The organism is Moorena sp. SIO3A2 (assembly GCF_010672265.1).
Taxonomy (GTDB): domain Bacteria; phylum Cyanobacteriota; class Cyanobacteriia; order Cyanobacteriales; family Coleofasciculaceae; genus Moorena; species Moorena producens.
Window position 1 is genome coordinate 545,472 of the sequence record NZ_JAAHHC010000001.1, and the last position, 11,664, is coordinate 557,135.

Genomic DNA, 11,664 nt, shown 5'->3' on the forward strand with positions numbered 1-11,664 from the left:
AATTGACCCTTCATGAAATTAAATCTAAACTAACCTGTAATCTAAACTAACCTGTAACCTGTAACTTCCGGTTTTTATTATGTGTTATGAGTTATGACAGTACCCTGAAATATTTGGTGGAACAATATCCCCAATCCTTTACCCGTTGGTTGTGGAACCAGGAACCACCAGAAGATATAGAAATTCTCAACACCGAATTAAGTACAGAACCAATTCGGGCAGATGCCTTGTTTTTTGTGCGGGTTGCTGATGCGATTTTGCATCTAGAATTTCAAACCCTACCCCAATCTGAACCTCCCTTACCCCTGCGGATGCTGGATTATTGGGTGAGGTTGTATCGCCAGTATCGCTGTAAGATTGACCAGGTAATAATTTTTCTGAAACCAACCCGATTAGCGGGAGTATTTGTGAATCAATTTACCGAACCGAACCTATCCTTCCACTACCGAGTGATTCGGATTTGGGAATGTGATCCACAACCGTTACTGACAACGCCAGGGTTACTACCCTTGGCAGTGTTAGCACAAGCTGAAGTCCCAGAAACATTACTCTCCCAGGTAGCAGCCAAAATCGATATGATTGAAGATAGACAACAGCAGCGTAACCTGTCTGCTTGCGTGCAACTGTTGGCTGGGGTGAAATTTGATGAGCAGTTAATTCAAGCTTATTTTCGGGAGGATATGATGCAAGAGTCGGTGGTTTATCAACGCATTATTAGTCAAGGATTAAAACAAGGATTAGAACAAGGATTAGAACAAGGATTAGAACAAGGATTAAAACAAGGATTAAAACAAGGATTAGAACAAGGATTAGAACAAGGATTAGAACAAGGATTAGAACAAGGATTAGAACAAGGATTAGAACAAGGATTAGAACAAGGATTAGAACAAGGATTAGAACAAGGAAAGCGCAATGAGCTTAATTTAATTATCCGTCTACTTAACCGTCGCCTAGGTCAGCTCAATCCCCAATTACAGCATCAAATTGAGCAATTATCCTTTTCCCAGTTTGAGGATTTAGGGGAAGCCTTGTTGGATTTTGAAACCGAAGTGGATTTGACCAATTGGTTGAACCAGTTCAGGGATAGGTAATATGTAAGCTATCAGCTATCAGCTATCAGCGATCAGCTATCAGCTTTTGAATCAAACAGGTCAGCATTCGAATAATGCTGAGTTATGTCACAGCGTCAAAGCCTGTGCCACAAACATTAAGCCTGTGCCACCAAGCTGACGGCTGACGGCTGACGGCTGAAAACTGATAGCTGATAGCTTACCTGCTATCTATGGAGAATAGGGGATTCGAACCCCTGACCTCTGCGGTGCGATCGCAGCGCTCTACCAACTGAGCCAATTCCCCTAGTACTTTGGTTTATTACTTTTATTTATATGTTTATTCTAGCACCGGGACTAATATCCCTGTGCCCTTGTATGGTCTAGATTTCTGCTACTGGCTGAGGTGATACCCCAGAAGAGACCTGCTGCACTCGTTCTAATTCCAGCTGATTCAAATAATCCACAGTCCAGTTAGCGTGACGCTGTAGCATATGAAGGGGATAGGTACTAGCCACTCCTACCACTGGCATGCCAGCTCTCTTCGCCGCCTCAATTCCAGCCAAAGAATCTTCTATCACTAGACATTCTGCAGGTTTCAAGTTGAGGTTACCATAGGCTTGATTGAGCCGCTCTACCGCTAGCAGATAGCCATCCGGTTCTGGTTTACTAGTAGTAATATCATCACCAGCAACAATCAAACTAAAATAGTTAGCTAAACCAGCGCGATGGAGCACCACTTCTGCCTCATTCCGCAGTGCTCCAGTCACCAGAGCCATCGGTATCTGAGCACCCTGGATCTGAACCATTAAATCCTCCACACCAGGATAAATGGGCAAGGTTTCCATACTTTCTAGCTGACGTTGATAGGCAGCAGCTTTGCGGGTGATTAGCTGGTTTAAGTAATCCTCCGTAACCACCCGACCGCGACGCTTAAGTAACTCTCGCAGACAAGAGCGATCGCCTCTGCCTGTACAAACCTGTCGAAACTCTTCGGAATCCGGACGCAAATTTTCCCCAATAATAATTTCCTCAATTAGTTTTTCGTGAATCGGCTCATCATTGATTATTACTCCGTTAAAATCAAACAGAACTGCTTTCAAACTCATAAGTACCTAGAGATAAATTATGTTTATCTTGTTGATAAACATAAATAAAATAACGTTAATAAACCCTTTTTTGTTCCCCGTTCCCCCTTGCCTATTCCCTGATATTAACAGTCAACTTTACTAATCTTAACAGTCAACGTTAATTGTGTCCAAGTGCTTACTTGAGGTCAGCTATCAGCGTGTCGCGTATCAGCTATCAGCTTATGCGTTACCTCACAGGCTTCTAGCCTGTGCGACGCTACTTGACTTTTGAATAAAACAGGTAACCATTAATTTATCTGAGTTAAGTCTGCTGAGCGCTGAGCGCTGACCGGTGAATGCTTACTACTTGAGAAAGGCACTATACCGCTGGAACCGGCACCCCTTGTGAAGCAATTTCATCTGGAAAACTCTCCTGAGATTGAGATTCCCAAACAGCTGATTTACCTACTGGCAAAGGTTTTAGACCCTGAGTTATTTGATGGAGCCACCACCATTGCGTAGTGCGCACTGCTTCAAAACTAGCTGCACCCATCCAAGCATCAACGCTACCATTAGCGTAAGCCTTGATATAGGGTTCTTCAAAAACTTCCGTTAGCCAATTCGCCTCCCGGATCGTAGTCTGATTGCCGTCTAGAATCAAAACTTGTCCTCCCCCTTGGAGCAGTCGGAAGGATTCATGCAAAATCGACTGAGTTACCTGAGGTGGAGTTTCGTGAAACAACAGTGATGCTGTAACTAGATCAAAAGACTGATCAGCTAAACCCGTCTGTTCAGCCATACCATGAAGCCACTGAATATCCACATTAGCCTTGTTAGCTTTGTAGTCAGCCATGACCAGCATATAAGGTGACAAGTCCAGACCAATCACCTGGGCATCAGGAAACCTCTGCTTTAACATCAAGGTTGTGGAACCGGTGCCGCAGCCCAAATCCAGAATTCGTCGTGGCTTCCCTACTATACTATCAATCAACCCCTGACGCACCCAGGTTTCATTAGGGGGCAACGCATATTGGGTAATTGGGTCGTAGCTTGTGGCTGCACTTCCATTCAAGTAGCCCCCTTCAATACCATGGAAATTCTGAGTGCTGTAATAGTCAGGATAGATTAGCTCAGGGTTACGGAAGCGATCGCACTCAGCTTCCCAATCCATAGTTTCGTTAAACTGTAGCAGCTTTTCTTGATCAATCAAGCTAAAGATGATCGGGGATAAGAAACGCTCCCAAAGTGTGTCTTGATTAACTGCCATAAAAATTTAGTTAAGGAGATGTCAAACCGACTGCTAAAGCAGTATAGCTTGAGGGTGCTTAATCTAGCACCACACTCCTTACCGTTACCGCTTAACATTCCGAGCAAACCGCTCCCGACCCTCTTGCAGATTAAGAGGAATACCATTAGGGTAAGTTTTAGCAATCAGACTCTGGAGTTGTTCAATCCGATTACTAGGGTTAGGGTGAGTACTAAAAAACTCCGGTGGTTGCCCACCCTGTCGAATTGAGTTAAGGACTTGCATCAGTTCAACGATTCCCCTAGGGTTATAGCCCGCTTGTGTCATAAACCGAAAACCCAGGCGATCGCTTTCTAATTCATCCTCGCGTCCATACTTAAGGCTAACCATTTGATTAATGGCTTGGGCAAGTAGTGCTGCTTGCCTACCACTTTGGGCATCATCACTGGCAGCAATACCAACAGCATTAACCAATGCTACCCCAAGTTTCTGCTTAGCCAGATGTTCTGCACCATGTCGTCCCACTACGTGACCAATCTCATGGCCCAACACCCCCGCCAGCTGCGCTTCTGTATTGAGTCGCCTGAGCATGGCTAGAGTCAGAAAAATTTGTCCCCCTGGTAAAGCAAAGGCATTCACAGTGCGGGGGTCACTCAACAAATAGAACTCAAAGGGATAAGGTGAACCAGAGGCTGCCGACTTTTTGACAATCCCCTCTCCCACCTGAGAAATATATCCTTGAAGGGCTTGATCTGGGTAAAGACCACCGTGTTGAGCCGCCATTTGTCCCCGTGCTTGTAACCCAATCACCACTTCCTGACGGGGGGAAAGTTGGATGCGCTGCTTTTCCCCAGTTACTGGATTTTCAGAGACACTGGTAAAGTAGCTGATTAACCCAAACAAGCCTACTATGAATGCAATTCCTAAACGAAGGATTAGTCTACGCACCGATTATCTCCCAAATTTATCCATAGCAAAATACTATAAAACTATTGTTGTGGAAGATATCATGAATTGTTAGAGCCGTTATTATTTCTGTATTAGTCCTGAAAACTTACAGTTGTTTGGCCTAGACACCATCAAGCTATTATGACCCACCATATTTTAGTTGTCGAAGATGAAACCAAACTAGCCCAGTTCATTGAACTGGAACTGAAGTACGAAGGTTATGAGGTTAGTGTTGCCTACGATGGCTTAGCTGGTTTGGGAGCAGCGCGGGAATCTAATCCAGATTTAGTAATACTCGACTGGATGCTACCGGGCATATCAGGACCAGAAATTTGCCGACGCCTGCGCACTACTGGTAATCAGGTGCCGATTATCTTATTAACCGCTAAAGATGAAGTAAGCGATCGCGTTAGTGGTTTAGATGCTGGTGCTGATGACTACGTAGTCAAACCCTTCAGCGTAGAGGAATTATTAGCCAGGGTCCGAGCTCATCTGCGACGCAATCAAACCGAAGACCCCAACATCCTGCAATTTGCCGACTTAAGTTTAAACCATAGCACCCGTGAGGTCTATCGAGGTCAGCGATTAATTGAACTGACTGTCAAAGAATTTGATCTACTCGAATATCTCCTTGCCCATCCCCGACAAGTCCTTACCCGAGAGCAAATCCTCGAAAGAGTCTGGGGTTATGACTTTATGGGTGACTCTAATATCATAGAAGTTTACATTCGCTACTTGCGCCTGAAGCTAGAAGCCAACAACGAAAGCCGTCTAGTCCAAACCGTGCGCGGTGTTGGCTACGTATTGCGAGATTAGTCCTGAGTGAATCAGTCCTGAGTGCGCCAGTCCATCCCGACTCCCGACTCCCGACTCCCGACTCCCTAAAACCCTTGAAAACTGCTATACCTAATAGCTAATACCCAAAACTCATATGGATGCGGGGATGAAGTTTTGCCCTTACTAACTTACCCCCTTGCAGATGTTGTTCCACAATTACCGGCACATCTTGTGGTTTGACTCGGCAATACCAAGTCTCCTCCGGAACAATCCGCACCGTTGGACCAGAACTACACTGTCCCTGGCAAGTTGTACCAATCACGCTAAAGTCAGAAAGATCAGCTTCTTCGAACGCAGCCAGCACCTCAGCTGAACCGGCTGCTAAACAAGACTTATGTTGGCACACTAAAACACAAGGCTTTTCTGTATTGGCACTGTGTTGAGTAAAATCTGTTTCCACGTTGGGTTCAGTTAATATTAAGAATTATTACTAATTTCATCATAATCATTGACTTTTATGCATAGATTAATATAATCACCCCCTAAAATGCCAAATAACTGTTTTCAGTCCTGAGTCGGTTTTGAGGAAGCACAGTCTCCTGTTATGGACAAATGAGCAATGAATAATTACCAATAACTCATTGCTCAACCATCCAATTGAATAGGACACCAGCTTAACATTAGAATGAAGACCACACTTCGAACCGAATTGTCCCTGAATCCGTCATGAATCCAAAACTCTTAAACAATCGCTACCGTGTCCTTGAGACTCTAGGTTCGGGTGGGTTCGGTGACACCTTTCTCGCCGAAGATATCCATATGCCTTCAAGACGGCGGTGTGTGATTAAGCAACTTAAGGCATTGGCCCATAATCCCAAAGCTTACAAGCTCGTCCAAGAGCGATTCCAACGAGAAGCAGCTGTTTTAGAAGCCTTAGGGGAAGGACATGACCAGATTCCGAGACTTTATGCCTATTTCTCTGAAGCCGAAAAGTTTTACCTGGTTCAAGAGTGGATTCGAGGCAATACCTTTACAACACAGGTTAGACAGGGAAAAAAATTTACTGAGATTGAAGTTAGGGAACTCCTAATTAGTTTGTTAAGGGTTCTAGAGTATGTCCACTCTCGCCGTATCATTCATCGGGACATTAAGCCAGATAACATCATTATCCGCCAACGAGATGGGGTACCAGTTCTGATTGATTTTGGTGCAGTCAAAGAAGCAATGAGTACCGTAGTCACCAACTCTGGCACCCCCCACCCAGCATCAATTATAATTGGCACTCCTGGCTATATGTCTTCGGAACAGTCAGCAGGACACCCAACCTATAGCAGTGATCTATACAGTTTGGGGCTGACAGCAATTTTGTTGCTCACGGGTAAAATACCACAGCTATTCCACACAGATGAGAGGACTGGTGAGATTTTATGGCGTCAAGATGCCCCACCCCTTTATTCAAACCTAGGAATAGTGCTCGACAAAGCGATTCGATTCCATCCACGCGATCGCTTTATTAGTGCCAGACAAATGCTTGATGCTCTCCAATCTGACCCTGCATCACCTACGGAAGCCACAGTCCCCATTTCTCCTGGTGCCCCATCAACAGCCAACAAGGGTACGGTAGCCACAGTCCCCATTTCCCCGGGTGACTCACCACCAGCCAATAAAGGTTCAGTGTCCACTATTAAAGGCCCATTACCAGTCACTGTAAAACAAAACGATAGTTACAAGGCAGTTTTAAAGGGAGGTTTAATCGGAGGCGGTATATTACTGATTGTGGTGGCATTTGGTTCGGGATTCAACAAGTTCTTGAATCCCTCTACGACCGTCCCATCCTATGATCAATCTAAATCAACATCATACCCAGACAAGCCAAGTTCTCAAGAATCGCAAGATAAAAAAGTATCATCAAAAGACCCATCACCAGAGACTATTTCATCTTCATCACAGTCCCAGACCAAGGACAAATCACCAGTAACTAAACCAGAAACACCATCATACCCATCACAGTCCCAGACCAATAATCCATCACCAGTAACTACACCAGAGACTACCGTAACTGATCCGGTCACACCATCAAACCCATCACAACCAGAGACTACCGTAACCGATCCGGTCACACCATCAAACCCATCACAACCAGAGACTACCGTAACCGATCCGGTCACACCATCATCCCCATCACAACCAGAAACTGCCGTAACTGATCCGGTCACACCATCAAACCCATCACAACCAGACACTAAGGTAACTGATCCGGTAACTACTCCCTCGATATCAAAACCAGAAACTAAGGTAACCGATCCGGTAACACCAACATCCCCATCCAAACCAGACACTACTGTAAAACCAGTTCCAGTAACAACACGGAAACCTATCACCGAACCTTCACCCATCGTAGAAAACAATACCAATAACCAAAATCTTGCTCAGCTCAAGGCTATTCCCAAATTTCCCCCAGGAACTCAGCGCAGAGCAGTGGAATATGCTTTAGGCAAGCCCACAAAAAAATCAAACGGCATGTGGAAGACTCGCGCTTTCCTTTATAAAAACGTTGTGCCCAATCAAGTAGATCTAGGATACTTGTTTGATCGAAGTTCTGGGCGTCTGCGCCAAACGGAAGTTACTTTTTCGCAATCCGTTGACCTAGAAATCATGTCACAGACCTTAGACAAGCTGCTCAGTAACAACATCTCCACTGACATTAAACAGGGGCTGAAAGATGTATATCAGCGCGAGTCTAAGACCTATAAATTTTCCAGTGGTAATAATAACCGCTTGCAGGGTGTGATTGAACGAGACGGTAGCGATCGCATTTACATTGGTGTTTGGGAAGCGGATTTAAAGTAAAAAGCAATCCTAATTACCTGAGCAAGACTCTAGTGCTCAAGGCTCCCCGCCTGATAGCTGATAGCTAAGGGTTGTTCCCTTAGCGTGCCCGTAGCGCATATGCTTACCTTTTGTCTATTTCATTTATCATGAGAAAGATACTAATATTCGGCAACTCTGGAGCGGGAAAAACTACCTTAGCCTTAAAATTGCAGGTTGAGTTAAGCTTACCCATATTAGATCTAGATACTATTACTTGGATACCCGATCTACCAGGAGTAAGACGGGAAGATGCCGAAAGCGAGAGATTATTAATCGACTTTATTCAAAAAAATCCTGGATGGATAATTGAAGGATGCTACGGTAGTTTAATTGAAACAGCCGCCAACTATTCATCCGAGATGATATTTTTGAATCCTGGAGTTAAAAAATGCCTAGAAAACAATCGACTCAGACCATGGGAGCCCCATAAGTATAAGACTCCCAAAGAACAAGAAGCGAATTTTGAATTTTTACAAACCTGGATTAAAGACTACTATTCACGTGATGATGAATATTCCTTTAGCTGCCATGATAGACTATTCAAAAGTTTTAGCGGCAATAAAATAGAAATAAATTAATCATGGGTTCGCGTAGCCTCGGCTGTGGCCGTAGGCCACGCTGCGCGAACGCCGAATCCCATTCTCTAATGCTAGGATTGTCTAACACCCTTTTTAGGATTTTATCACTCCCTCGAATTATGTCTTAACTAATTATTTTCAGGAGTAGACAGTAGACAGAATTGCTGAAGTCATCATAAGAATCCAGAATTTCTGGGGAGCGCTCCATCCCTACTCCCTACTCCCTACTCCCTACTCCCTACTCCCTACTTCTGCGCCACCTAGGACAAAAGTACCTCACCGAATTTAGAAATGTGATAAGTGCTAAATAGTTGGGTTTAACTAAAGCACTTGTCCGACATCCCTTTGATTAGAGAATATAATTTTTGTTGTGCATCATAACGATTCAAATAAGCCTGATTATTAAGATTTTTAGGGCTGCAATAGTAGTTAGGTAATGGCTGAATTTGGGAATATTGATTTTGATAAGATTGGCCGAGTAACCTATCAGCTAAAATAATAGAAGTAGCTTTATAGAAACGGGATGCAAAATCTTTATCTTGCTGTAGCTTTTCCTGCAACTTATGCCGACAAATTGACCAAACTACTGAGTCATTTATAGCGGTAACAGTAGCGGCAGGTAAACTTCGTTTTAGAAAAGACATTTCCCCTACTACTTCACCTCCCGATAATTCAGCAATATCTCTGCCCCCAACTGAAACTGTAAACTGTCCGTCCAACACTATATACAGTGCATCAATCTCTTTCCCTTCTTCGATAAGCGTAGTATCAGCAATAATTTCTTTCTTGCTGCCTGTAGCAATCATCCATTCTACATCCTTATCACTCAATTCCTCTATCATCAAAATAGTTTTTTTGATACCCTGCTTCCAGAGCGCTTCTACATTATGTAATTTTTCTGTAGGAAGCAAGAATTCTTCAGAATCATCAAAAAAAATTGCCCCTTGAGCCTTGAGAGCAGATATAATATCCTCAGTAAGCCCTGAATTATTACCAAATTGAGCGTTGTCTAAAATAGCATCATTAAAGTCAGCACCGGTTAGATTGGCATTCCTAAAATCAGCACCAGTTAGATTGGCATTCCTAAAATTCGTTCCCCTTAAATCAGCATTATTCAGATTAACGTTTTCTAAGTTAACCCCGCTTAAGTCAACTCTAGCCAAGTCTTCATAAAGATTTAGTTCAGCTATCTCCGCCAGTTGAGAAAAATTAGTAGTGTTAGCGCCTTCAACACTTCTGATGAATTCTTCCAACTCCTGGTTGAATTTTTCGTTAGTCACCGGTTTAGATTGTTCGTTAGTCATACTTTAGTACCACTTTACTTAAATAAGGTTTTAATTGGTGCTCTAGAATCAGTAAGGCAATCTTTCTATCTAAGACTACACGTTCTTCCCGACTAATTTCGGGAGACCACAACCCTTCAGCTCCAGTCACATGAACATCTGGTTTAAAAACTTCAAAGGTAGCTTCTATGTAGCACGGCTTTGCCATTACATCTATTGTTCCCAGCTCGACTTCCTTGAGTAATCCTTTAAACACGGGTTGACCCGTTTTTACCTCAAAAACCCAAGCTGGAGTTTCCTCTGACCCCTTCGTTGTGATCTGATAGTCAATGAACTGAAACCCATCTGTTGTCCCTCCTGTATTCTTTTCACCATGGTTAGCTTTAACTCCAGGTTGATTTTTATCCCAAGAAGCCTCGACTTTACTGTGATTTTCCTTACTCTCTTGCTGCTTCCTCTGTTTTTCAACAGCAGGCTCAAATGAGCCACTGAAGTTACGAGCTTCCAAAGGTATCTTGCCATTTTTTAGCCTTAGCCTGAGTTCTCCACCTTTGAGTCCGAACCTAACTCGACCCAATAGCATCTGCAGCCACTGTTCATTAAATTGAATAGTCAGGTATAGCTTTAATTGCTCTCTATCGCGAGATGAAAAAATCCCTGTCGAGACTGGCTCAACTTTAAGCTCCATCGTCAGACAGTCTGGAAATTTATTTTCCTCTGGTAGGATAAGCGGTGTCGATTTTCTTTGTAACATGCTAAATTAGGATAGAGAGGTTCACAGTTTACTGGCAAAGCAACCCTAAGGCTTATAGGCAAACGAGTGAATCGTTACGTTTGCAAAGAATTGCTTCTAGGTTACTGATGACAGCGACCTCTGCTCGAATAGTTTCAGCAGAAATGCACGTAAAATCTAGTTAAATGTGAAACACACGGCACAAAGAGCATCTCACGTTTAGCTGAAGAAACCGATACAGCTTTACATAAATGATCTGAACTGATCTATTAGTTCAAGTGCGGTTAATCACTTCCAAAATAGTCTATAGATTGTTGGGTAAGCGTAATCAGTAATGGGTAATCCTCAACTACCAATTACCAATTCAAAATCACCAAATACAAATTACCAATTCCAAATTACCTGATTTCGGATATGATAATTAGTCAATCAGAGATGATATTATATTTCTTGAGTGATATATTTTCTTAGCCAGAGACGCGCTACCCTGAGCTTATAATCCTGAGCATATAATCAGATGCTTTGCCCTGAAATGATAAATTCTAAGACTTGGCTGACTAATCTTATAATTTTCCCTAATAATCATTATTATCGATTTAGTTAGATAAAGGTGTGATATAAATCACATCAACCGGTGAAGTTAATTACTGCATGAGGTGACTGGATTCACTGACTGGATGGAGTTATTGAAATCAGCGTCTTCTCAAGCCCTAGGCGGGATTCCCCCGAAGGCGATGCTATGCGATCGCATCACCGTTGAGCTGGCTTGTCACCCCCTCAACTGAAAATGAAACGGGCAAGATGCCCGTTCCACAAAACTATTCAAATCATTCCATTATTAAGCAAGGCCAAAAAGTTGAGCTGGCTTGTCACCCCCTCAACCGAAAATCAAACGGGCAAGATGCCCGTTCCACAAAACTATTCAAATCATTCCATAAAATCAAACGGGCAAGATGCCCGTTCCACAAAAAACAAGATGTCCGTTCCACAAAAAAAAGGAGCCGATTGCGTCGGCTCCCCAAAAATCGAGGTTGATTCAACTGAGCTCAAGTCTGGTTAATCACTTACCAAATAGTCCCTAATCTTCAGCTATCAGCTTAAGCGCTACG

At 43.3% G+C, this 11,664-nt stretch carries 12 protein-coding genes and 1 tRNA gene; 6 read left to right on the forward strand and 7 right to left on the reverse strand.

Going from position 1 to position 11,664, the window contains the following annotated elements; genetic code table 11:
• Window positions 1-86 precede the first annotated feature (86 nt).
• The gene (locus F6K64_RS02350; RefSeq protein WP_287264745.1) at window positions 87-1,091 is read left to right on the forward strand and encodes a DUF4351 domain-containing protein; all 1,005 of its coding nucleotides are present in this window, start codon (window positions 87-89) and stop codon (window positions 1,089-1,091) included.
• A 192-nt stretch (window positions 1,092-1,283) separates the two neighbouring features.
• Here the strand turns inward: F6K64_RS02350 and F6K64_RS02355 are convergent.
• The 4 genes from F6K64_RS02355 to F6K64_RS02370 form a co-directional block, all read right to left on the reverse strand.
• A tRNA-Ala gene (locus F6K64_RS02355) sits at window positions 1,284-1,356 on the reverse strand.
• Window positions 1,357-1,432: 76 nt separating this feature from the next.
• A complete protein-coding gene (locus F6K64_RS02360) occupies window positions 1,433-2,158 on the reverse strand; it encodes an HAD family hydrolase (protein ID WP_287264747.1) in 726 nt (241 codons plus the stop codon).
• 340 nt (window positions 2,159-2,498) lie between these two features.
• Window positions 2,499-3,386: a class I SAM-dependent methyltransferase gene (locus F6K64_RS02365; RefSeq protein ID WP_008188920.1), complete on the reverse strand. Its 888-nt coding sequence runs from the start codon at window positions 3,384-3,386 to the stop codon at window positions 2,499-2,501.
• An 84-nt stretch (window positions 3,387-3,470) separates the two neighbouring features.
• The gene (locus F6K64_RS02370) at window positions 3,471-4,313 is read right to left on the reverse strand and encodes a M48 family metallopeptidase (RefSeq protein ID WP_287264748.1); all 843 of its coding nucleotides are present in this window, start codon (window positions 4,311-4,313) and stop codon (window positions 3,471-3,473) included.
• Between the two features lie 141 nt (window positions 4,314-4,454).
• On the opposite strand from F6K64_RS02370, the gene F6K64_RS02375 reads away from it, so the two are divergent.
• The gene (locus F6K64_RS02375) at window positions 4,455-5,129 is read left to right on the forward strand and encodes a response regulator transcription factor (protein ID WP_008188917.1); all 675 of its coding nucleotides are present in this window, start codon (window positions 4,455-4,457) and stop codon (window positions 5,127-5,129) included.
• 97 nt (window positions 5,130-5,226) lie between these two features.
• On the opposite strand, the gene F6K64_RS02380 is transcribed toward F6K64_RS02375, so the two are convergent.
• Entirely contained in the window at window positions 5,227-5,550 is a 324-nt protein-coding gene (locus tag F6K64_RS02380; RefSeq protein ID WP_083373839.1) for a (2Fe-2S) ferredoxin domain-containing protein, read from the reverse strand.
• Window positions 5,551-5,816: 266 nt separating this feature from the next.
• On the opposite strand from F6K64_RS02380, the gene F6K64_RS02385 reads away from it, so the two are divergent.
• Complete coding sequence (locus F6K64_RS02385) at window positions 5,817-7,940, forward strand: serine/threonine protein kinase (protein ID WP_008188907.1); 2,124 nt, start codon at window positions 5,817-5,819, stop codon at window positions 7,938-7,940.
• Window positions 7,941-8,068: 128 nt separating this feature from the next.
• Window positions 8,069-8,539, forward strand: a complete 471-nt coding sequence (locus F6K64_RS02390; RefSeq protein ID WP_008188906.1) for a P-loop NTPase family protein — start codon at window positions 8,069-8,071, stop codon at window positions 8,537-8,539.
• A gap of 317 nt (window positions 8,540-8,856) precedes the next feature.
• Here F6K64_RS02390 and F6K64_RS02395 read toward each other — a convergent pair whose 3' ends face one another.
• Both F6K64_RS02395 and F6K64_RS02400 read right to left on the reverse strand, forming a co-directional pair.
• The gene (locus F6K64_RS02395; protein ID WP_008188905.1) at window positions 8,857-9,843 is read right to left on the reverse strand and encodes a pentapeptide repeat-containing protein; all 987 of its coding nucleotides are present in this window, start codon (window positions 9,841-9,843) and stop codon (window positions 8,857-8,859) included.
• The gene (locus F6K64_RS02400) at window positions 9,836-10,576 is read right to left on the reverse strand and encodes a hypothetical protein (RefSeq protein WP_008188904.1); all 741 of its coding nucleotides are present in this window, start codon (window positions 10,574-10,576) and stop codon (window positions 9,836-9,838) included. Before F6K64_RS02400 ends, F6K64_RS02395 begins: the two co-directional genes overlap by 8 nt.
• A gap of 635 nt (window positions 10,577-11,211) precedes the next feature.
• Between F6K64_RS02400 and F6K64_RS02405 the strand changes: the two genes are divergently transcribed.
• Both F6K64_RS02405 and F6K64_RS02410 read left to right on the forward strand, forming a co-directional pair.
• Window positions 11,212-11,340, forward strand: a complete 129-nt coding sequence (locus F6K64_RS02405; RefSeq protein WP_267872105.1) for a hypothetical protein — start codon at window positions 11,212-11,214, stop codon at window positions 11,338-11,340.
• Window positions 11,341-11,342: 2 nt separating this feature from the next.
• On the forward strand, window positions 11,343-11,615 hold the full coding sequence (locus F6K64_RS02410; RefSeq protein WP_008188903.1) for a hypothetical protein: 273 nt from the start codon (window positions 11,343-11,345) through the stop codon (window positions 11,613-11,615).
• Window positions 11,616-11,664: the final 49 nt, after the last annotated feature.

Bases quoted from the DNA above. Each gene is read 5' to 3' on its own strand.
- F6K64_RS02350 (WP_287264745.1), top strand. From the start codon at position 87: ATGAGTTATGACAGTACCCTGAAATATTTGGTGGAACAATATCCCCAA.
- F6K64_RS02360 (WP_287264747.1), bottom strand. From the start codon at position 2,158: ATGAGTTTGAAAGCAGTTCTGTTTGATTTTAACGGAGTAATAATCAAT.
- F6K64_RS02365 (WP_008188920.1), bottom strand. From the start codon at position 3,386: ATGGCAGTTAATCAAGACACACTTTGGGAGCGTTTCTTATCCCCGATC.
- F6K64_RS02375 (WP_008188917.1), top strand. From the start codon at position 4,455: ATGACCCACCATATTTTAGTTGTCGAAGATGAAACCAAACTAGCCCAG.
- F6K64_RS02385 (WP_008188907.1), top strand. From the start codon at position 5,817: ATGAATCCAAAACTCTTAAACAATCGCTACCGTGTCCTTGAGACTCTA.
- F6K64_RS02390 (WP_008188906.1), top strand. From the start codon at position 8,069: ATGAGAAAGATACTAATATTCGGCAACTCTGGAGCGGGAAAAACTACC.
- F6K64_RS02395 (WP_008188905.1), bottom strand. From the start codon at position 9,843: ATGACTAACGAACAATCTAAACCGGTGACTAACGAAAAATTCAACCAG.
- F6K64_RS02400 (WP_008188904.1), bottom strand. From the start codon at position 10,576: ATGTTACAAAGAAAATCGACACCGCTTATCCTACCAGAGGAAAATAAA.
- F6K64_RS02410 (WP_008188903.1), top strand. From the start codon at position 11,343: ATGAAACGGGCAAGATGCCCGTTCCACAAAACTATTCAAATCATTCCA.